The sequence below is a fragment of the Pontibacter pamirensis genome, assembly GCF_010015475.1.
In the GTDB taxonomy this organism is placed as follows: Bacteria; Bacteroidota; Bacteroidia; order Cytophagales; family Hymenobacteraceae; genus Pontibacter; species Pontibacter pamirensis.
The window spans coordinates 204,721-226,444 of record NZ_SSNI01000001.1 but is presented as its reverse complement, the minus strand read 5'-3'; the positions used below and the strand labels follow the sequence as shown (position 1 = coordinate 226,444).

The window sequence follows — 21,724 nt, the reverse complement described above, 5'->3', positions numbered from 1 at the left end:
TTATAACGTTTTTTGAATCTTCGCTTTGATAGAGAGTGCCAGGCTTTCCGGCACAATCACGCGCTTGAGGTGGCCGCAAACCAGACCTTTGAGGAGTTTTTGTTTCTGATGGCTTTCGAAGCAGGAAACGCAGTCTTCGATGTGGTGCTTGAAATATTGCTGATCTTCTGAAGTGGCTTCTCCGTCAATAACGAGGTCCAACAACTTAGATACTTTCTCACACTCGGTCTCTTTGCCCTCTACCGGTGCATTCTGATAAACTTCTGTAATTTTCGATTCCATCTTCACTCAAGCTCTTTAAATTTCGTTACTATTATAACCCATTGATTTGGCGTATTTCTCCAACTTCTCTTTTAAAGAGTTCCGGGCGCGATGCAATCGTGAGCGGACAGTACCGATTGGTATATCCAGTATCTTGGCCATCTCCTCGTAGGTGAACCCTTCCAGGTCGCAAAGAATGATGACCGTTCTGAAATCGACAGGCAAGGCATTTAGGGCACTTGCCACCTCATCTCCGATTAGATCCTGCACACTTTCGGTGCGCATATCGGTAGTGGTTGCCACACCACTCTCACCTTCCACGTCTTCAGAATTATAATAGCCTTCTACCTCGCTGTAGTCTACTTTGGCAGGCTGTTTGCTCTTCTTCCGGAACTCATTAATGAACGAGTTCTTCAGGATTCGGAACAGCCATGCTTTTGCATTAGTTCCTTGTTCGAAGTAGTCAAAAAAGCGGTATGCCTTTAAGTAGGTCTCCTGTACCAGGTCGTTGGCGTCGTCTTCGTCTAAGGTGAGCCTGTAGGCAAAGTTGTACAGAGGGTCAAGCACGGGCAACAGCTCTGCTTCGAACCGCGCGTCCTTCTCCTCTTTACTTAGTTGTTTACCTGTTCTCTCGCTCATCTACTTGGATTTTGTAATAAATATAATCCTCTCTCGCGTATTTATACGCAAATATAGAAATTTTAATTACATACCCCTGTTATCGCCTCAGGGTTGCAAGGCCGGGCTATAGCTATACGTGCTTTTTAGCTACAGGAAATATTTCTAACGCTGCATTTGCCAGGAAACATTCCCGCAGCATAAGTTCCTCAGACTTTGTCTCACCCCGAATGGTTAGTTCACAACCCGATGTGTGTGTGTGTGCAGCGGTGCCGGGGGTGCTGAAGAAAAGTGAATCTACTTTACTGTTAGCACAGGAAATAACTTCTACAAAAGTTCATTAGGTGCTTGGGCCTAATCAAAGCAAATTCTGAATTATGATATACTTTATATTATTTTTACAGCTTTAAATGAAGTAAGTTTCGTTTTATGCCGGGAGTAAGCGCCATTATCATTTGTAAAAACGAGGAGCAGCAGATAGCAGGCGCTATAGAATCGCTTCTTTGGGCCGATGAGGTACTGATAGTTGACTCTTACAGCACTGACAACACCCTGGACATAGCCCGGCGGTACCCTGTGAAAATCCTGCAGCGGCCATTCGATAATTATTCGGCCCAGCGTACTTGGGCCACAGACCAGGCCAGCCAGCCGTGGGTGCTGATGCTGGATGCTGATGAGCGAATACCGGAAGACCTGCAGCAGGAGATGCAGCAGCTTCTGAACAGCAATCCGAATCAACCCGCCTACAAGATTTTCCGCAAAAACTATTTTATGGGAGAGCGGGTGCGCTTCAGTGGCTGGCAGAACGACGGGGTGGTGCGCCTGTTCGATAAAAGCCAGTGCCGCTACTCCGACAAGCAGGTGCACGAAGAGTTGGTAGTACCTGGCGAAGTAGGCAGGCTGAAGCACAAAATGCTGCATTATACCTACAAAAGCTTGCCACATTACCTAGACAAATGGAACAGCTACAGCTGGTTTGCGGCAAAAGACAGGTTAAAGCGCACGAAAAAAATAACGATGTACCATCTGGCCGTAAAGCCGTTTATCTGGTTTTTCATCCAGTACATTCTGAAGCTCGGCATACTGGACGGTAAAGTGGGATATACTATCTGCAGCCTGGCTGCCACCAGCGTATACATGCGCTACCTCAAGATTTGGCGGATGCAGGAAGAGAATTTTACCATAGACTAAGCTATGCGGGTACTGCATCTGGCATCTGAGAAAACCTGGCGCGGCGGTGAGCAGCAAACGGCGTACCTGATAGAGGAACTGCAAAAGCTTTCTATAGAGTGCCATGTTGCCTGCAGAAAAGGCTCCAGCTTTGAGCAGTACTGCCTACAGCACCAGATTCCGCACATTACCTTGTCCTTTTCAAAAGTTTTGCCGCTCGCTACAGCCTACGGTATAAAGAACTACACAAACAAGCACCGCATCGATATTATACACATGCACACCAGCAACGCCCATACCATGGGTGTACTGGCGCATTTGCTCGGTGCCCGGGCTACACTTATCCTCAGCAGGCGCGTCGAATTCGCAATTGGCAAGAATGCCTTTTCGCAGTTTAAGTATAACTACAGCGGCATTAAGCGCATTCTGTGTGTGTCAGCCAGGGTATGCCAGGTTATGGCTGCCAGTGTTAGAGATGCCGGTAAATGCACTGTGTTATACGATGGCATCAGCCTGGAAAGGTTTGCACAGCATACAAAGGAAAATGCCAGCTTCCTGAGGCGGCACTACAGCATCGCTCCGGACGATGCCCTTATCGGCAACATCTCCGCCATCGACAAAGACAAAGACTACTATACTTTTCTGGATACTGCCAAGGCGTTAAAAGAAGCTAACGTTAAAGCAAAATACATTGCCATAGGCAAAGGGCCGCTCGAGCACGAGATAAAAGCCTATACAAAAAAACTTGGACTGGAGCAGGACGTTATTTTCACCGGCTTTATAAATAATGTACCCGAGGTGCTCCCTGAGTTGGACCTGCTCCTTTTTACATCACTCAAGGAAGGCTTGGGAACAACCATTCTGGATGCCTTTGCCTGCCGGGTACCGGTGGTAGCCACCAGCACAGGTGGCATACCGGAGATTGTGGAAGACGGCAAAACCGGCTTTCTAACACCCGTCAAACGCCCTGACCTGATGGCGGAGAAAGTGTTATGTATATTAAAAGACTCGGATTTACGGCATCACCTTGTGCAGCAGGCTGCCGAAAGGGTGTTAATGTTCACAAAAGAGCAGACTGCCCTGAAGACACTTGACGTTTACAAAGAAGTTTTATCACTTCACTAAAACTTTAAAACTATTTTGGGCGTTCACCTTTTGCCCGAACATACGTAAGCAGAAATAGACCCTAAACCTCTGAAATGGCGCATTCACCTGCTGTAGCCGCAACAGGGGGTAAATGATATGTGTCCCTGATGTACTTCATCCGCATTTTTATTACGCTATTCTTTTGCCTGCTCTTGGTTGCCCATACCACGTTGGCTCAACAATATAATTTCCGTAGCTGGACGCTGGAGCAGGGCTTGCCACAGTCGCAGATAACGGCTCTTCAGCAGGATCACCAGGGATACTTGTGGGTGGCAACACGCGGGGGGCTCAGCCGCTTCGATGGCATTAACTTCCGAACCTACACCAAACAAGATGGCTTGAGCAGCCACAACATCACAAAGCTTTTCCACGACAGCCAGCAGCAGCTTTGGGTGGGGACTTCAGACGCCGGGCTGGTGCTGTACAATGGCTCCCGTTTTAAGCGGGTTGGCGCAGCGCAGGGACTACAGGCAAGCCAGATAAATGATATATCCGAAGACTCTCTGGGCCACCTCTGGCTAGCTACAAACACAGGTGTCTACTACCGTACCGGGGACAAGCTTCAAAAGTACAACTTGCTGCCGGAGAACGCTTATACCACCATCAGCCATGCAAAAGACGGCACGCTGTGGGCTGGCTCCAAAGATAGCGGGCTTTATGAAGTTCAAAACAAAAAACTAACCCACTATACCTCCGAAAACAGCAAACTTCCGGGCAATGCTATAACAGCACTTTCTATAGTTAGAAACGGCGTCATGTGGATTGGGACAGATAAAGGACTTGCCAAGGCAACAAATCATACCTTAACCAGCCCCTCCTTACCAAGCATTGTTTCTGCCGCTGCTGTTACCAGTATTACCCACGATAACCAGGGGAACCTGTGGATAGGCTTACTCCGCAGCGGACTGCTTCAGTATAAAGACAACAGATTCATACATATTACCCGCCGCAATGGCCTCCGCACTCCCCGCATTACGGCCCTGGCAAGCGATACAGAAGGCACCATCTGGATTGGCACGAACGGATATGGCTTGCAGCAGTACAAGTCGCCCTGGTTTGTGCACTTCTTTGACTTTGAGAATATGTCGGAACCCCGCGTTACAGCCATTGCCCGCGACAGCAGTGGACGCATGTGGCTGGGCACTGATGAGGGCGAGATGGGCAGCATGCACAAACTAAACCCTGCCTGGCATTCTGAGCTACCCTGGCCTAAAGGCACAACCATCTACAGCATTTACCCTAAAAGCAGCAAAGAAACCTGGGTATGCAGCAGTAACGGTGTGTGGCTCATCAGGCCTGACACCGCTTTGCACTACACCACCGCTCAGGGTCTGCCCTCCGCCGAGGTTTTCCAGGGCATCTCCGACACTGCTGGCAACATGCTTTTTGCAACAGCCACCGGGCTAGCACATTTCCGCAATGGCTCTTTTACCGCTATTCCGACCCCAGGTGGCACTGAGACAAAAGCAAATTTTGTTTTCCGCGACAGCAAAAACAGGATATGGGCAGGCACTCAGGACGGCATCTATATTCTGAAGGACGGGAAACTGGTGTCGCCCCCGGAACTGGAGGAAGCACAGTTGACAGAGGTAGGGTCGATTGTTGAAGACAGAAAGGGCAACTTATATTTTGCAGGCTTTAACCAGGGTATCCTGATGCTGCATGATAAAGGCACGAAACTGTTTACAAGCAGGGACGGTTTACCCAATGAGGCGATTAAAAGCTTATTTATCGATAAGAAAGACAACTTATGGGTGGCTACAAGCCGCGACATCTTAAAAATGAACCTGAAGCAGCTGCGGCAAAACGGCAAGCTGACTTACAGAAGCTACGCCAGCCAGAATGGATTCAGAGGTCTGGAAGTATGCGAGAACGCAATGGCGCAGTCATCGGACGGCACCATCTGGTTTGGCACCACCAAAGGCCTGACACAATATCTGCCTGCATTAGACCACCGCAATACAGAATACCCGAAGGCCATGGTGACAGATGTTATGCTTTATTCTAAGCCCACTGATTGGCAGGCCCTAGGCTACAGCACCGACAGCGCCACCGGACTGCCACAAGACCTGCGGCTTCCGCACACACAGAATTACCTGTCTTTCGACTTTCATGCCATCTGCCTGTCAGGACCTGAGCAGGTAAGGTATAAATACCGGTTGGTTGGCTTTGATGAGCAGTGGTCGCCGCCTGTGGACCAATCTTTTACCACCTATGCCAATCTTTCGCCGGGTACCTACACGTTTGAGTTGCTGGCCCGCAACAACGACGGCGTCTGGGCAGCGGACCCTGCCACTTATACCTTCTCTATTGTGCCTCCCATCTGGCGGCGCGAATGGTTTATTGCGGTGTTGCTGTTAGTGTTTGCGATTACCGTACTGAGTGTTGTGCGCCTGCGCGAGCGGAGCCTGGTGCAGATGAACTCGCTGCTGGAACTGCGCGTACACCACCGCACCCGCCTGCTCGAGCGCAAGAACCGGGAAAAGGAGATGCTGCTGCAGGAAATCCACCATCGGGTAAAAAACAACCTGCAGATTGTTATAAGTATGCTCAACCTGCAGGCACGCCATGTGCGGGACCCGCAGGCAGTGGATGTGATGCAGGCTATCCGGAGCCGTGTGCGCTCGATGTCTATTCTGCATGAGCGCCTTTACCAGCATTCCGATTTAGACCGTATAGACCTGGAGGAGTATTTTGAGGAGATCTGCGAAAGCCTCTATGCCGCTTACGGAGTGAGCACAAAGCGCATTCCCCTCACTATAGATATGCCGCAGATAAAGGTAAACATTGACTCGGCTATTACGTTGGGGTTAATCGTAAACGAACTTGTCTCCAATACGTTAAAATATGCCTTCCCGGATGGTCGCCATGGATGGCTTCGCATTGAACTCACAAAACATGACGAGATACAGTATACTTTAACGGTAAGCGACAACGGACAGGGCCTGCCAGAGGACTTTGACCCACTGATGAGCCCGTCATTCGGCCTGAAACTGGTTACATCGCTTAGCAGGAAACTGGATGGGAATATTAAGTTTAAAAATAAAAATGGCACTCAGTCTATATTATATTTTGTTTTGGCGACGTAATTTGCTTTTTTCACGTAGAAACCTAATGTTATGACAAAACCCAGAATACTCATTTCAGAAGATGAGGTCATTATTGCAGAAGATATTGCAGCGAGCCTGGAGGAGTTAGGTTACGAGACGTGCGCAATAGACTCAGGCGAAGACACAATTGACATGATTCGCGAGACCCAACCGGACCTCGTGTTGCTGGACATTAATCTGCGCGGAGGTGCCGACGGCGTAGATATAGGCTCACGCATTAAAGAAGAATTCAACATTCCTTTTATATACCTCACTGCTTATGCTGACCATGCCACGATAGACAGAGCGAAGAAAACAGAGCCAGACGGGTTTCTGGTAAAACCCTTTGACGAGAAAAGCCTGCGTTCGGCTATAGAAATAGCGCTGTACAAGCATGACAACAGCCATAAGGAAACGAACGGGGCACTGCTAAACCATAAAGAGCAGGAAATAGCCACCGACTATATCTTTGTAAAAGTGAAGCACCGCATTATTAAGGTGCATTACAGCGATATACTATGGGTAGAGGCTTATGATAACTACTCTTTTATTGTAACGGCAGAACAGAAGTACCTCGTGAGTTCTACCCTAAAGGATATGGAGCAGAAACTGCCATCACAGAATTTTGTGCGTGTTCACCGTTCTTACATCGCCAACCTTGACAAAATTGAAGCCCTTGAAGAAAACTCGGTGGTATTTGCCAAAGGCGATGTTCCCATCGGAAAGTCTTACAAGAAAACGCTCATGTCACGGTTTAACATTATATGACAAGACGCCTACACTAAAAAATTCGCAACATACAACAGGGATAAAAGCAACAGTCTCTGTCCCTCTAAAAACTGCTGGGACTAAAATCAAGCAAGCTGTCCATGTAGGCATTCTGAAAAAACGAAAGGCCGGTGCATTGCTACACCGGCCTTTTATCATCTATCTACTTTCAATCAGTCTTAGTATCTGTAGTACTCCGGCTTAAACGGACCTTCTACCTCTACGCCAATATAACGCGCCTGCTCCGGACGAAGTTCATCCAGTTCGGCACCGATTTTACCCAGGTGCAGGCGGGCAACTTTCTCATCCAGGTGCTTTGGCAAAGTATATACTTCGTTTTTATAAGCATCTGTGTTTGTCCAAAGTTCAAGCTGTGCCAGTGTCTGGTTAGAGAATGAGTTAGACATTACAAAGGATGGGTGACCGGTAGCGCAGCCAAGGTTTACAAGGCGGCCTTCTGCCAGCACAATCACATCTTTGCCGTCGATGTTATAAAGGTCAACCTGCGGCTTAATAACGTCTTTGGTGTTACCATAGGCTTTGTTTAACCATGCCATATCAATCTCGTTATCGAAGTGGCCGATGTTACAAACAATGGCCTTGTCCTTCAAAGCGCGGAACTCCTGCTCTCTGATAATGTCTTTGTTACCTGTAGCGGTTACCACAATATCAGCCTCTTTGATGGCATTCTCCATTTTCTTAACAGCGTAGCCATCCATAGCGGCCTGCAGGGCGCAGATTGGGTCAATTTCAGTAACGATTACACGGGCACCGGCACCTCTGAGTGAGGCAGCAGAACCTTTCCCAACGTCACCGTAACCAGCCACTACAGCGACTTTACCAGCCATCATCACATCTGTGGCACGGCGAATCGCATCTACCAAAGACTCCTTACAGCCATACTTGTTGTCAAACTTAGACTTTGTAACAGAATCATTCACGTTAATAGCAGGCATGGTCAGGGTGCCGTTCTTCATGCGCTCGTACAGGCGGTGTACACCTGTCGTAGTTTCTTCAGAAAGGCCTTTAATACCAGCAGCCAGTTCAGGATAGTTATCCAGCACCATGTTGGTCAAGTCACCGCCATCGTCTAGAATCATGTTCAGTGGCTTGCGGTCTTCGCCAAAGAAAAGGGTTTGCTCGATGCACCAGTCAAACTCTTCCGCTGTCATACCTTTCCAGGCATACACAGAAATACCAGCAGCGGCAATCGCGGCAGCGGCATGGTCCTGGGTAGAGAAGATGTTGCAGGAAGACCAGGTTACCTCGGCACCTAACTCCACCAATGTCTCTATCAGCACGGCCGTCTGGATTGTCATGTGCAGGCAACCTGCAATGCGTGCTCCGTTCAATGGTTTGCTTGGGCCATACTCTTCACGGATGGCCATCAAGCCTGGCATTTCAGCCTCCGCCAGTCTTATCTCCTTGCGGCCCCAGTCAGCCAGCGATATATCCTTAACCTTGTACTTAAGCTGTGTATCTATCATTGTTCTCTATTATTTTCAGTATTAAAACACAAAAATACGTAATTAGTTGCGCATCATCAACTTTTGTTAGTATACAGCTTGTTTGGCAGGGTAGCCTATAACAGAACAGGGCCTGCAACATAAGCAGACCCTGTATTTGTAGCTGATTAACAACAAGTTGCTAACTAGTCGTTCACTATAATCTCAGCCCCTAGTTCATTGGTGTTACCTGCAGGTGGTGTCAGGAAGCCTTTCGCGAAAATGGTATAGATACCACTATTACTCAGCTCTACATCCGGAACAGTAAGTACCACATCCATTGTACCGGCCTGGCGTACTTCTAAAGTATATGTTCCAGCTGCTACAGGTGTAAAGGCGGTAGCAGATTCAAAGCTTCTGTTGCTGAACAGTACCGGGCCGCCCTGTACAGCTACATCCACAGCAGGCGCATCAGGCGACAGGTGCACAAAACGAACATGGGCCATGTTTGCTGCTGGCGCAGTCAGATCATCTACCAGCACGAGTGGCTCTATGTTAGCGAGCGTGTTGATAGCAAAAATAGTGTAGGCCGTGTTCGGATCCAGATCCAAATTAGCGTTTATGACAGTGGTAGAGGTACCTGCCGCATTCACTTTTATGTTCTGCGTGCCTGATGGTACATTTAAATAGTCTGTATTATTAGGGTAAGTAAGCGCGGCAGTGTTTACTTTGGTATCGTTAATGAGTAAATCCACGCCCGGAGCATCAGGCGACGCATGCACCACCATCACGTTTGCATCGTTCAGTACAACATCATCGTCATCATCGTCGCAACTTACTAAGGCTACAGCAGGTAGCACAGTCAGTAATAATAATTTCATCCACTTTTTCATAACAGTTTTTTTTGTTTGTAAAATGATTTAAGAATACAAATACAACCTGAAGGTTTGAATTTTGTTTAATAAATTTAAAAAAACATTAAACAAAATTGTACGTATGCCGCCTCTCCGCTAAAAACATTACCTTTGCAATAAGGCACTAAACATACTGTTCCAGAGAAAAGCAGCGAAATGCGCACCTTCACGCAGCAGGAAAGACAATTTATTCAGGAGCACCAGCACGAGGAACCTGCTGCTATTATGCTGCAGGCAAGCCGCTATCCGCACCTGCCGGTGCAGGAACTGGTAAAGCAGATACAGGCCCGCCAGAAGGCAGCACAGAAGCTTCCTGTATGGGTTAATCATGTGGAGGTGGTATTTCCGGTGGCGGTTTCGGTAGAACAGAGTTCCTCTGAAACAGCTGCTCAGTTCAAAGCGTCACTGGTAACAGGAGCGCTTTTAGTGGATCTGACGGGCGGATTTGGTGTGGATAGCTTCTACTTTGCCAGGCGCTTCACTCAAGTGGTTCACGTGGAACAAAATGCAGAACTTCAGGAAATTGCGCAGCATAACTTTAATCTATTGCAGGCGCCAAACATCCAAAGTTTTAATACCACAGCAGAAAATTTTCTGGAAGATTTTGGAGGAAAGGCTGATGTCATTTACCTGGACCCTGCCCGCCGTGGCGGCACAAACGAAAAACTGCACCTGCTGCAGGATTGCACTCCGGACGTGCTGCACCTGCTCCCTGTTCTTTTTGCTAAAGCAAAAGCTGTACTGCTAAAAGCTTCTCCCATGCTGGACATAGACCTGGCGATAGAGCAACTGCAGCACGTTACGAAAGCGTGGGTAGTAGCCGTGCAGAATGAGGTGAAGGAGGTGCTTTATTTGCTGAAACAGAAAGCACCCCAGCCGGACCAGGTTGAAAGAACCGCTGTGAACCTGCTGACAGTCGGTGAGGCACAACAGCTGACGTTTACGAAAGCAAATGAAGACGCTGCTCAAGTATCTTACTCAGATCCCGAAAGTTTTGTATACGAGCCAAATGCCGCCATACTTAAAGCCGGTGCTTATCGCTACCTCGGTCAGCACCTCCATTTGAAAAAGCTGCACCCCAACAGCCATTTGTATACCTCTCATACCCTTATCCCTGATTTCCCGGGACGTAGTTTCAGGTGCGTTGGTGTGAGCCGCTACAATAAGAAAGAACTCCTGCGCCAGCTGCCTGGCAAGCAGGCGAACATCACGGTACGGAATTTTCCGGAGTCAGTAGCCGATATACGCCGGAAGACATGCCTGAAGGAAGGTGGCCACGCCTACCTCTTCTTCACAACAGACATGCACCAGAAGCCTGTCGTACTTATCTGCCAGAAAGCATAAAACCCATTTTCGCTAACTAACAAGCGCTTTCCGTACTCGTAAAACAACAGGTGGGTCCTTTTCACGGGGCCTGATGTTCTATTAAACCGATACAGCTATGGAAAACGATAAAGAAAAGGCCCCACAGCAAGATCGTATGGAGCAGGACGTGAAAAACACCTCGCGTACCATGCAGCCCGGCAAAGCGCAGGATAGCGACAACACAGGCATGCCCAAAGGCAAAGGCCGTGGCTGGCACGGCGACTCCGAGGGGCATGCAAAAGCAGGTAGCCAGAGCCACAAGAAAAGCGGCGACTAGAAGAAGTAAGCATGAACTTACACGGGTACGCCTAAACATGCATAGCAGGCATCCGTAGAATAAAGAAGGTTTGTATCGAACAGGTTAATTCAAGGCGAAGGCTGGCAAAGCGATCGCGCCGGTTCTGAGGAGCCGGCAAAAAAATCAAAGCAATAACGTTAAATTTTAAAATTGAATACTATGAGCACAGATAAAGAAAACAAGAAAAACCAAACTGAACAGACAGGTAAAAACAAAGACATATCAAATGACCTTGAAAAAGACGCTGTAGGAAAAACAGGTTCTCAGAATCCAACGCCTCAGGCCCGTACAGACCAGGAGCAGGACAAAGAACAAAAGAAACAGAAGTAACCAGACAAGCTATTGATATGAAACAGCCACAGCTATTGTTGTGGCTGTTTTTTTGTGCCTGCCTTATAGCCCTTCATTCTGTGCACCTACCGCAAGAGTAAAACTGCCGTTCTCCCTGTGAGAATCATTATCGGGGATATATAAAAGTACAATAACTTAGTTTTAGCTACTGCATGTACATTCATCCTGCATGAACTTCATATTACACCACAAACAACGTGTAACGAATAACGAATTTACCGCTTCTTACTCACCCATTTGTTCCCCTTTACCCAAAAGCGCCAGGGCAAGCTGGCATCTTCTCCGGCATAGTCGATGCCGATGCGTGGGCCAGCGGCTATTTCTTCAGAAGGAAAGCGGATGTCTTTGTCTTCGAGCCAGATGGTATTGCCGGTCAGATCGGCGCCATATAGCTTTTTGTTGATACCCATGGCGATGCTCAGCACGCCTGGCCCGGCGGTCAGGTTGGGCTTAATAGCTGCCATATTCCGGCGCAGCAGCATTTCCTCTACTCCTATCTCCGGCTCGATGGCCCGCACCAGCACTGCATCGGCTTTGTCTTTTTTGTTTGTAATGATGTTGAACAGGTGATAGATGCCGTATACCAGGTATACATAAGCCACACCGCCTTCGTGGTACATGATCTCGGTGCGCTGCGTGCGGCGGCTGAGATGAGCATGGCAGGCTTGGTCATTTTCTCCGGAATAAGCCTCCGTCTCCACAATCATGCCGCCGGTCATGATGCCATCTACATTAGTATAAAGATGTTTGCCGATCAGCTCCTGCGCCAGTTCCACTACATCAGGGCGGGTATAGAAAGATTTCTTGAGCTTCAAGTTTGTTGTGCGTTAATCGTTGTGCATAATATGTGTACCGTTGATACGGCGCATTAACCTGTGGGTTGAAAAGGCCATATCCCTCCCCCATTTATAATTCATCATTTAGAACTTATAATTCTTAAAAAAGCTCTACCTTTGCGCTCAGATTGGTGGCTCTTACTACTGCCGTGGTAAAAGCCTTAAAAGGGAAACAGGTGCAAAACCTGTGCTGTTCCCGCAACTGTCATCTTCACAAAAAGGGTTAACCTATACCAACGGCCACTGTGCGGCATCTGCAGCATGGGAAGGCGGGTTAACTGAAGAGAGCCAGGAGACCTGCCAGTCCGACTGATTTGTCGTATGCTTTCGGGTAAAAAGCTGCACGGCCTTCGCTATATGCGCTTGCTGTTTCTGCCTTTATACCTTATCGCATGCTTCGGGATTTAAGCAACCGGGTACGTGGTATTATTTTCTTTTCGTAAATTTTTTGCGCTGGCTGCCTGCTCGCTGAGCCTGGCTGTAACAGCTGTGGCACAGCAGGACTCCACAGCGCACCAACTGCGCACAGTGGAGGTTTTCGGGAAACCTGCGGAAGTATATGCCGCCGGCAGCCGCGTGAGCGCTATAGATAGCAGCTACCTGAGCACCTATGCCTCCAGTTCGCTGGCAGATGCGCTGCAGGCCCGCACGCCTATCTACTTTAAAACCTATGGCGTCAGTGGGCTTTCCTCTGTCGCTTTCCGGGGAACCAGTGCCTCGCAGACGGCAGTGCTCTGGAATGGGTTTAACATTGCCCCTGCCACCTTAGGCCTAACTGATTTCTCTACTTTGCCGGTCAGTGGTGTGGGCGAGGTAGCGGTACAGTATGGCTCCGCGGCGGCTAGTTACGGTAGCGGAGCCATCGGAGGAGCCGTGTTGTTGAATTCTCCTGAATACAAGGGCAAAGGCTTTGGGGCTGACCTGCAGCAGGAGGCAGGGAGCTTTGGGCGGTATTTCAGCAGTGGCAGCCTACACTACAGTGGTGCTAAACTAGCGGTAGGCGCCAGTGCCTACCTGCGCCAGGCAGAGAACGATTTTACTTTCCGGGACCTCTCCCGCTCCCGCACTCCGGAAGTAAAGCAGGATAACGCCGCACAGCAACTGCACGGCTTCACACAGGACCTCACATACCATCTATCATCGAAAACACATGTGGCGCTGCACACCTGGTACACTTATGCCGACCGGGAGCTACAACCTGCCATGGGGGCAGCCTTCAATAATGCAAAGCAGCTAGATAAAAACCTGCGCCTGATGACAGCCCTTGGTCACAGCAGCCGTTGGGGTAAGACGGATGTAAAAGCAGCCTATTTCAAAGATTACCTGCACTATACCGATAACTCCACCAATTCTGTGGCCGATGTGCAAACATACCAGTTGCAGGCGGAGCAGACTTATACGCAAGGTGAGAACTGGAGCCTGCGCGGGGGCATTAATTTGCAGCACTTTGTGGCAGAGAACGACGGCTATGCGGGGCAGCAGGATGAGAACAGGGCTTCTGTGTTCGCGCTCTTCCGGTACAACCCTGTGGAGCCGCTTGCCCTGAGCCTCAACTTCCGGCAGGCTTTTGTGGAGAATTACAACCCACTGCCCACTCCTGCCCTTGGTTTTAACTGGAACTTCTACAATAGCAACAGGCACCAACTTTCCCTGAAAGGGAACGCCTCAGGCAGCTACCGCGTGCCCACTCTCAACGACCGCTTCTGGATTGGCGCCGGCAACCCTGACCTGAAACCGGAGCAGGGCTGGAGCTACGAAGGTGGCCTGCGCCACCTGCTGGTGCTGGGCAACACGCTGCTGCTGGAAACAGAGGCAACCGCTTACCATATGCTCATTGACGATTGGATACAGTGGGCTCCGGATTATACCGGCAACTGGCGGCCAACTAACTTGCAGAAAGTACGCTCGCAGGGCATCGAACTCAGCAGCACCGCTACCGCTACAGTAGGTGAGGTAAAACTAAGCGGTACCGCCGGCTATACTTATACCTCTTCGGAGCAGGTAGAAGTATATGAAGGCAGAGGTGACAAAGGCAAGCAACTGATGTACGTGCCGCTGCACAAAGCCATCTTTTCGACAGAGGTAAGCTACCGTGGCTGGTCTATGTTGGGCAATTTAAATTATACCGGCCTGCGCTACACCAGCAATTCTGAAACAACCAGCTTAGACGATTTCCTGCTGCTGCAACTGGCCCTTAACAAAAAACTGCAGCTCCGGCAGAACACGCTCATCCTGACGCTCCGCTCTGATAACGTGACTAACGCAACGTACCAGACCATGATCTCACGGGCCATGCCGCCCCGCGGCTATACCTTCAGCTTACGCTTTATTATTCCATAAACTATATATTTCAAATAAACCAAATGAGGAATTTCAACTTTTCCCGCAGCCTTTTTGTAGCTGCCTCTTTACTGACCAGCACCTTTGCTTTTACCAGTTGCGACAACGACAGCGACGCACCAAGCGGTGCTTATGCAGAAGATGGTGTATTTGTGATAAATGAGGGAGGTTTTAACAAGTCGACTGCCTCTGTCTCTTATTATAACAGCAATACAGAGCAAGTGCAGCAGCAGATTTTCCAGAACGAGAACAACCGCCTGCTGGGTGATGTAATTCAGGACATGGAGATATACAATGACCGCGCTTTTCTGGTAGTGAATAACAGTAACAAAGTGGAGGTGGTGAATGCTGCCACTTTCAAAAGTGCCGGAACAATAGAAGGCCTGAGCCAACCCCGTTACTTTGTAGCCCTCAATAACGAAAAAGGCTATGTAACGGAGTGGCTACCGGCAAACCCTGATTGGTCCTACAATAATGGTCGTGTGTCTGTTATCAATCTCGAAGACTATACCGTGATTCAAACTATAGACGTGGGGGTGAAGCCAGAGCAATTGCTGATAGCTGAAGGTAAGTTATATGTAACCAACAGTGGGGGCAACACACTTACTGTTATCAATACTGCCAACGATGTTGTGGAGCAAAACATACCCATCACTTTTGGGCCTAACAGCCTTGTACTTGGCCGTGATAATGCTCTGTGGGTACTTAGCGCAGGTAACAAGGACTGGAAATTACCTGAATCTGAATTTACTGCCGGTGCTCTTACTAAAGTAAATCCATCGAATAGCACCATTACCAGTACAGTTTCATTCCCGCTAACAACGGCTTCGGCTAGTAAACTGGTAATTAACGGCGATCGAAACAAATTGTACTTCAGCTATAACAGCGGTGTGCACCAGTTTGATATCCCGACAAATACTTTCAATACCACACCGCTCATTGACCGCAGCTTCTACGGCCTGGGCGTAGATCCAGATAACGGCTATATCTATGGCGGTGACTCTAATAGTTTTGACGGTGACGGTACTGTTCATGTATATCGGCCAGATGGCACCAAAGTAAGTGAGTTCCAGGCAGGAATAGGCCCGAACGGCTTTGTCTTCAATTAAGCCTGCCTACATACAAATTAAAAGCGTCTGCCCCGAAAGGGAGCAGACGCTTTTAATTTAAAACTAATGAAGATACACTTACTGCACATCACCTCGATCTATGCCATCTCCTGGACCATCATAGGCACCATCACCATAGCCTTCTTCCTCATTAACATCATGATTTTCATGGTCGGCGTGATCATAATGCTCCTCCATGCTGGCATTGGCAGTATCATAGCGTGAAATGTTTTCACCTTCCTCCCCTACTAATGATCCCTCTTCTACAATATCGCCGCGCCCAACGTTTGTTTCGCCAGGCTCAGTGCCTTTGTCGCAGGCGGCCAGACCAAAAGTGGCGATGGCCGTTGTAGCTAAAGTGAGTATGGTCGTTTTTATCTTTTTCGTATTCATATAACTCTTTCCTTTCCAGTTAAAATTAAAATCCGGTTGTCTTGCTAACAACCGGCCCTATCATGTACGTCTGTCAGGAGCTTATTGTTAAATTCCGACACCGCCGGGGCATTCACTTCGTACACCAAGTAAAGCTTTTAACAAAAAAACGATATGAAAGAGAACAAGCATAAGACTCCGATGCAGGAGACAACAAAGGATGATTCGTCGGATGTGGAAAGAGTAAAACAGGGCAAGCCGACTCCTCCGCCACAAACCGAAACAGAGCAGGAAATCGCCAGAAGCAACAAGGGGAAAGAAGAGGAGGAAGCGGAAAAAGGCCACTCCTGATTTTTTAATGTGGTGTCCTATGCGGTAAATTGCGCTGGTAAAAATTATATATGAAAAAACAGCTCCTGACACCGCAGCTCAAACGCCAGCTGATGCTGATAGCCATTATCAGCCTGCTTTTGGCTTCTGCTTTAGAGATTTATGTCTTTGGGTTCACCTCTGACTTTATTTTCCGGTGGCTGCGCAGCTTCTTTGTGTTCTTCGTGATGGTTTCGGTTACGAAGCTGGCCATTGTACCAGCCGTAAACAATGGCGTGAACAGGGTAACTAAGTGGTAACAAGAACCGGCACTATACAAAAAAGCCTGCAGATAATACCTGCAGGCTTTTGCTTTTAGGGTTTAAAGCACTGATAGAGAGTTTACATCTCTACCGTCATGAGTGCGTCGATGTTTACCACAAGCGTGGCAGCAACAGGGTTATTGTCTGTAACAGCGTTTAAGCGGAACGTAACAGGGCTGCCCATGCGTAACAGTTCAGTTAGCTTCTCTTCTACTGTCTTATCGGGCAACACAATGGTGCTTTCCTGCTCCTGCTCCGCCATTTCCTTCAGGTTTGAGCCGGTAATGCCGCTAAGCATGGTAAAATCATTGCTGCCGGATGGGGCAAATTCTATCGTACCAGAAACAAAAGGCGCTTCACTTCCCGCAAAGTCTTTCACCTTATAACTTATCTTTCTGATGACGAAGGCATCTATATCATTGGCATACTTCTGCACCTGCTCTGTGTTGGTGTGTACATCTTTCTGTACAGAAAACTGCACAGCGGCGTCAGCAGGTTGATCAATACGGAGCTCAAATGTCTGCAGCACCTCTACATTCTGCTCAAAAAGCGAGCAAGCAGCTGCCAGAGCCAGCAGGACAACTGTTACTATCATTTGTAAGTTTTTCCAGGAATTCATGATAAGGGTGGTTGTGGTGGTTTAATAAGTTTGAACCGGGGCAATGGACCAGTATCACTTTTAAAGCATTCTTTTGAATACAACAAATATACACTATTTTATATTATATAAAATTTTTAATAAAACATAGTTATTTACCTATATATCAACACAAATATGCCATTTCTCAACATGTTTTACACACGTTGAACCCCTAAAACATTCCAGCTGTTGCAAGGGCAGCAAACGTATTAGAATTGCACTTTAATATGTAGTTTTGCCTTTGGGTTTACGCCCCGCACTTTACCATTCAAACACCGAATCAATTTTGGAAAAGCCTACTATACTGCTCATTACGCCCCCGCTTACACAACTCAATACTCCTTATCCTGCTACAGCCTACTTAAAGGGCTTTTTAACGGGACGCGGATACCAGGTGACGCAGGCTGATATGGGCATTGAGCTTGTGTTACGAATGTTCACCAGAAAGGGGCTGCAGCAGATATTCGGAGCCATAGAGGCAGGTGACTATGAACTTTCTGATAACACCCGGCGGATGCTGCGCCTCAAGCGCGAGTATTTTCAGACGATAGAGCCAGTTATCCACTTTTTGCAGAACAAGGATAACACACTGGCGCAGCAGATTTCATTCAGTCGTTTTCTGCCGGAGGCATCGCGCTTCGACCAGGTGGTGGAGGACATTGACTGGGCCTTCGGCAGCATGGGGATTACGGACAGGGCTCGCTACCTGGCCACCCTATACCTGGAGGACCTCGGCGACCTGATAAAGGAAACCGTATGCCCTTACTTTGCCTTTAGTCGCTACGCCGATAGCCTTGCGATGTCGGCTACGCACTTTGACCCGCTAGAGGAGGCGCTCCAGGAAACGCCGAACCTGGTAGATGATATACTGCTGCAGCTGCTGGAAGAGCGGCTGCAGGCAATACAGCCTGACATTGTGGGCTTCTCCATTCCGTTCCCCGGTAACCTGTATGGCGGCCTCCGGATGGCGCAGTATATCAAACAGAAGTATCCACATATTAAAACCGCCATGGGAGGCGGCTACCCCAACACAGAGCTGCGCAGCCTGCAGGAATCGCGCCTGTTCCAGTACATTGACTTTGTGACGCTGGATGATGGCGAAGGACCGTGGCTGAAACTGCTGGAGCACCTGCAGGGGCAGCGCCCGCAGGACCAGTTGCAGCGCACCTTCCTGCTACAGGAAGGTGAGGTGCAGTACATGAACAACTGCACCGATCCCAACGTGCCGCACACTGAAACCGGCACTCCCGATTACAGTGACCTGCGCCTGCCCGATTACCTCTCCGTGATAGACGTCATTAACCCGATGCACCGCCTCTGGAGCGACGGCCGCTGGAACAAATTGACCATTGCCCACGGCTGCTACTGGAAGCGCTGCTCTTTCTGTGATATTACCTTAGACTACATCAACCGTTACGAAGTGGCGCCGGCCACCTTGCTGGTAGATCGCATAGAGCAGATCATAGCGCAAACAGGGCAAACCGGCTTCCATTTTGTAGACGAGGCGGCCCCTCCTGCCCCACTCCGCGATATGGCCATTGAGCTGATTCGGCGGGGTGTGAAGATCTCGTGGTGGGGAAACATCCGCTTCGAAAAAACTTTCTCGCCGGACCTTTGCCGCCTGCTGGCTGCCTCCGGCTGTATTGCCGTGTCGGGCGGCCTGGAAGTAGCCTCTGATAGGCTGCTGCAACTGATGGAAAAAGGAGTAAGCATCGATCAGGTGGCCCGAGTAACAGATGCCTTTACGCAGGCAGGCATTATGGTGCACGCGTACCTCATGTATGGCTTCCCGACGCAGACGGCCCAGGAAACCATTGACTCGCTGGAGGTAGTGCGGCAGCTTTTTGTGAACAACGTGATACAATCCGGTTACTGGCACCGCTTCAGTATGACGGCGCATAGCCCGGTGGGTAAGAGTCCGGAAAAGTATGGTGTGGTGAAAGTCGGACCTAAGGAAGGGCCTTTCGCAAACAACGACCTCTGGCACGACGACCCGATCGGCACCGATCATGAGCTGTTCGGGCAGGGACTGGCAAAGGCCATTTATAACTACATGCACGGCATTGGCTTAGAGCAACCGCTTTCCTTCTGGTTTGATTATAAGGTTCCACGTGTTAAGCTCCGATCTGACCTGATTTATAAAGCCATTCAGCAGGAGCCAAAGCCTGACGCCGAGCGCCGCAACGCCCGTGTGCTGTGGCTGGGTAACCAACCGGAGATAGAGTTTACCATGATTGCCAAAAAAGGCCAGACCATTGAGCGCTGTATGCTGACCTTCTACGAAAAAGGAGAGGACTTCCAGGTGAAGACAACTGCCAACATCGGGCAGTGGGTATTTGACGTGCTGCAAAAAGTAAACCCGGACAACACAGAAGCGGTGCTTCTAAAGCAACTGGAAGAAAGCTTTCCGGCAGACGCCCACCTTTCCTTTGCCGAGTTTCTCAATTCACCAAGCTGGGTTGAACTACGCGAAAAAGGACTGCTGCTTCTGTAGTAAACTTTACTGGTTGCTATTTTACACCTTTCACCTTCATCTTCAACCCGTAAACCGAATCCATAGCTGTTATGAAAAGCGTTTTGCGGTCTTTGCCGCCAAAAGTGATATTGGCTGTCCAATCTTCATCAATAGGAATTTGAGCAATCTGCTCACCTTCTTTGTTGAAAACAGTCACGCCTTTTCCGGTGAGGTAAATATTTCCTTCGTTGTCGATAGTCATGCCGTCCGATCCCATGGGCGCAAAAAGATTTCTGTTGGATAGGGTACCGTTTTCCCCGATATCGTAGACGTAAGTTTTGCCTGCTCCTATGTCAGCCACATACAGCTTCTTTCCGTCTGGCGTGCCTATGATTCCGTTTGGTTGCTGAAGGGTCTCGTCTACTCGGCGAATCTGACTACGGTCAGGGCTTAGGTAGTACAGGTGCTGGCCATCCTGCTGCATTTCTGGGTCGCGTGTCCAGTAGTTCCGCTTGTACAGCGGATCGGTGATGAACATACCACCCTCAGGCGTGATCCACATGTCGTTTGGCCCGTTAAGTAACTTTCCTTCATAATCAGAAATAAGTACAGTGGGTTCCCCGGATTTATCGAAGGACCAAAGCTGGTTGTTCTCATCTGCAGCAGCAATTAAGTTGCCCTTACTATCAAAGTACAGCCCATTGGCGCGGCCAGTTTTATCAGAGAACGTAGTGATATCACCAGTACTTGCCGACCAGCGAAGGATCTTGTCGTTTGGCTGATCGGTGAAGAATACATTCCCTTCAGCGTCCACTGCCGGACCTTCCGTAAAGGTATAGCCATCGCCAAGCTTTTCAAGCTGTGCTCCTTTGGCTACAATGGACGTTTTGTCTGTGATTTGCGCTGAAACCAGCACCGGCAGAAACAGGATGAGTGCGGCGCTCAGGCATGCGATGTTAACTATGTGCTGCTTCATATAGGGTATATAACGTATGAATATGATTTTACTGTATTGTTGCGACAGCCTGTATAGTTTATCTGCCTTGACCTAAGCTACTCTTTTTTCAGCTAATAGTTGTACGGTTGTACTTGTATTCCTCTACGGATTGCCGTTTCCACCGGCGAATAGTCACCATCCGGGCGATGAAGGCTAAACTCTTTTGCTGTTAAAAGGGGTGGTTGTGCCATAAAGCGTGGGGTCGTGCCACAGTGAGGCTGAGCCGCATGTACCAGAAAAGGATGGCAGAGATAAACGGTTCCGGCCTTTCCTGTAGCTAATACTTCTTGTCTGTTAGCAGTAACATTCAGCTTCTGTGCCAGTTCTGTAACCGATATACCCGCATCTCCTGCCGGTGCTAACAACTGCGCCACATCAAGGTGAGAGCCTATACGAACTCTTGTGGGTGCATCTTTCTCTCCTACATCAGAGAAAAGGAATAACATGAGCAGAGCCCTTCCTTTTGAATTCACATTAACCCGCCATTCAAGAAAGTTACCGGGCTCTTCTCCCGGAAAGCTGGCATCTACATGCCACCCAGTGTCACCTGGTTCATCAGGACCGGGAAAGCGAACAGGGAATGTTCCAAGGCTATTGCGGGGCAGCCATCTTCCTTCCCCGACCAATTGATTGAAAGCAACATGAAGCAAAGGAGTATTCACCGCTTTTCTGAAAGGTTCCTGCGCATAATCACCAAGGCGGATAACAGGTTGTGTCCAGGTAGATGGATCACCAGGGCTGCAACCCGTATCTTTCCACAGCAGGCGGCGGCCTTGCTCAGCTAACTCAGGAGAGAAAGCATTATCCAAAATGACATAACCTTCATCTATGAACTGCCTTATGTGCGCCGCATTCAGTGCTGCTGTCATTTTCTTTAAAAGTTAGTAATAGCTTCTTCCAGTCTTCTGACTCAAATAA

Annotated in this window: 21 protein-coding genes and 1 riboswitch; of the genes, 12 read left to right on the top strand and 9 right to left on the bottom strand. The window is 48.8% G+C overall.

What is annotated here, in order from left to right; translation table 11 throughout:
• Together E1919_RS01710 and E1919_RS01705 are read right to left on the bottom strand one after the other, a co-directional pair.
• Positions 1–282, bottom strand: coding sequence for a zf-HC2 domain-containing protein (locus E1919_RS01710; protein WP_162051617.1), 282 nt, complete (start codon positions 280–282; stop codon positions 1–3).
• A 15-nt stretch (positions 283–297) separates the two neighbouring features.
• The gene (locus tag E1919_RS01705) at positions 298–900 is read right to left on the bottom strand and encodes a sigma-70 family RNA polymerase sigma factor (RefSeq protein ID WP_162051616.1); all 603 of its coding nucleotides are present in this window, start codon (positions 898–900) and stop codon (positions 298–300) included.
• 408 nt (positions 901–1,308) lie between these two features.
• Here E1919_RS01705 and E1919_RS01700 point away from each other — a divergent pair, with 408 nt between their 5' ends.
• From E1919_RS01700 to E1919_RS01685, 4 genes are all read left to right on the top strand, one after another.
• A complete protein-coding gene (locus tag E1919_RS01700) occupies positions 1,309–2,070 on the top strand; it encodes a glycosyltransferase family 2 protein (protein ID WP_162051615.1) in 762 nt (253 codons plus the stop codon).
• Between the two features lie 3 nt (positions 2,071–2,073).
• Positions 2,074–3,174, top strand: coding sequence for a glycosyltransferase family 4 protein (locus tag E1919_RS01695; RefSeq protein WP_162051614.1), 1,101 nt, complete (start codon positions 2,074–2,076; stop codon positions 3,172–3,174).
• A gap of 191 nt (positions 3,175–3,365) precedes the next feature.
• A complete protein-coding gene (locus E1919_RS01690) occupies positions 3,366–6,284 on the top strand; it encodes a two-component regulator propeller domain-containing protein (RefSeq protein ID WP_162051613.1) in 2,919 nt (972 codons plus the stop codon).
• Between the two features lie 30 nt (positions 6,285–6,314).
• Positions 6,315–7,052, top strand: coding sequence for a LytR/AlgR family response regulator transcription factor (locus E1919_RS01685; RefSeq protein ID WP_162051612.1), 738 nt, complete (start codon positions 6,315–6,317; stop codon positions 7,050–7,052).
• 179 nt (positions 7,053–7,231) lie between these two features.
• Here E1919_RS01685 and ahcY read toward each other — a convergent pair whose 3' ends face one another.
• Entirely contained in the window at positions 7,232–8,539 is a 1,308-nt protein-coding gene (gene ahcY / locus E1919_RS01680; protein ID WP_162051611.1) for an adenosylhomocysteinase, read from the bottom strand.
• Between the two features lie 164 nt (positions 8,540–8,703).
• The gene (locus E1919_RS01675) at positions 8,704–9,378 is read right to left on the bottom strand and encodes a DUF4397 domain-containing protein (RefSeq protein ID WP_237143947.1); all 675 of its coding nucleotides are present in this window, start codon (positions 9,376–9,378) and stop codon (positions 8,704–8,706) included.
• Positions 9,379–9,567: 189 nt separating this feature from the next.
• Between E1919_RS01675 and E1919_RS01670 the strand changes: the two genes are divergently transcribed.
• The 3 genes from E1919_RS01670 (at position 9,568) to E1919_RS01660 (ending at position 11,404) form a co-directional block, all read left to right on the top strand.
• Entirely contained in the window at positions 9,568–10,755 is a 1,188-nt protein-coding gene (locus E1919_RS01670) for a THUMP-like domain-containing protein (RefSeq protein WP_162051609.1), read from the top strand.
• Positions 10,756–10,852: 97 nt separating this feature from the next.
• Positions 10,853–11,053, top strand: coding sequence for a hypothetical protein (locus tag E1919_RS01665; RefSeq protein ID WP_162051608.1), 201 nt, complete (start codon positions 10,853–10,855; stop codon positions 11,051–11,053).
• A gap of 180 nt (positions 11,054–11,233) precedes the next feature.
• Entirely contained in the window at positions 11,234–11,404 is a 171-nt protein-coding gene (locus E1919_RS01660; protein ID WP_162051607.1) for a hypothetical protein, read from the top strand.
• Positions 11,405–11,640: 236 nt separating this feature from the next.
• Here the strand turns inward: E1919_RS01660 and E1919_RS01655 are convergent, their stop codons facing one another.
• Complete coding sequence (locus E1919_RS01655) at positions 11,641–12,240, bottom strand: DNA-3-methyladenine glycosylase (RefSeq protein ID WP_162051606.1); 600 nt, start codon at positions 12,238–12,240, stop codon at positions 11,641–11,643.
• A gap of 133 nt (positions 12,241–12,373) precedes the next feature.
• A riboswitch (cobalamin riboswitch) is annotated at positions 12,374–12,580 on the top strand.
• Between the two features lie 101 nt (positions 12,581–12,681).
• Between E1919_RS01655 and E1919_RS01650 the strand changes: the two genes are divergently transcribed.
• Positions 12,682–14,601 carry a TonB-dependent receptor plug domain-containing protein gene (locus E1919_RS01650; RefSeq protein ID WP_162051605.1) on the top strand — a complete coding sequence of 640 codons (1,920 nt, stop codon included), beginning with the start codon at positions 12,682–12,684 and terminating at the stop codon, positions 14,599–14,601.
• A gap of 23 nt (positions 14,602–14,624) precedes the next feature.
• Positions 14,625–15,710: a DUF5074 domain-containing protein gene (locus E1919_RS01645; protein ID WP_162051604.1), complete on the top strand. Its 1,086-nt coding sequence runs from the start codon at positions 14,625–14,627 to the stop codon at positions 15,708–15,710.
• 78 nt (positions 15,711–15,788) lie between these two features.
• Here the strand turns inward: E1919_RS01645 and E1919_RS01640 are convergent, their stop codons facing one another.
• The gene (locus tag E1919_RS01640; RefSeq protein ID WP_162051603.1) at positions 15,789–16,103 is read right to left on the bottom strand and encodes a hypothetical protein; all 315 of its coding nucleotides are present in this window, start codon (positions 16,101–16,103) and stop codon (positions 15,789–15,791) included.
• Between the two features lie 153 nt (positions 16,104–16,256).
• Between E1919_RS01640 and E1919_RS01635 the strand changes: the two genes are divergently transcribed.
• Together E1919_RS01635 and E1919_RS01630 are read left to right on the top strand one after the other, a co-directional pair.
• A complete protein-coding gene (locus E1919_RS01635; RefSeq protein ID WP_162051602.1) occupies positions 16,257–16,433 on the top strand; it encodes a hypothetical protein in 177 nt (58 codons plus the stop codon).
• Between the two features lie 50 nt (positions 16,434–16,483).
• Entirely contained in the window at positions 16,484–16,711 is a 228-nt protein-coding gene (locus E1919_RS01630; protein ID WP_162051601.1) for a DUF2798 domain-containing protein, read from the top strand.
• An 82-nt stretch (positions 16,712–16,793) separates the two neighbouring features.
• Here the strand turns inward: E1919_RS01630 and E1919_RS01625 are convergent, their stop codons facing one another.
• A complete protein-coding gene (locus tag E1919_RS01625) occupies positions 16,794–17,309 on the bottom strand; it encodes a hypothetical protein (protein ID WP_162051600.1) in 516 nt (171 codons plus the stop codon).
• A gap of 331 nt (positions 17,310–17,640) precedes the next feature.
• Here E1919_RS01625 and E1919_RS01620 point away from each other — a divergent pair, with 331 nt between their 5' ends.
• On the top strand, positions 17,641–19,848 hold the full coding sequence (locus E1919_RS01620) for a B12-binding domain-containing radical SAM protein (RefSeq protein WP_162051599.1): 2,208 nt from the start codon (positions 17,641–17,643) through the stop codon (positions 19,846–19,848).
• Positions 19,849–19,864: 16 nt separating this feature from the next.
• Here E1919_RS01620 and E1919_RS01615 read toward each other — a convergent pair whose 3' ends face one another.
• A complete protein-coding gene (locus E1919_RS01615; RefSeq protein WP_162051598.1) occupies positions 19,865–20,785 on the bottom strand; it encodes an SMP-30/gluconolactonase/LRE family protein in 921 nt (306 codons plus the stop codon).
• A gap of 92 nt (positions 20,786–20,877) precedes the next feature.
• Positions 20,878–21,675, bottom strand: a complete 798-nt coding sequence (locus E1919_RS01610; protein WP_162051597.1) for a phytanoyl-CoA dioxygenase family protein — start codon at positions 21,673–21,675, stop codon at positions 20,878–20,880.
• Positions 21,676–21,724 lie beyond the last annotated feature (49 nt).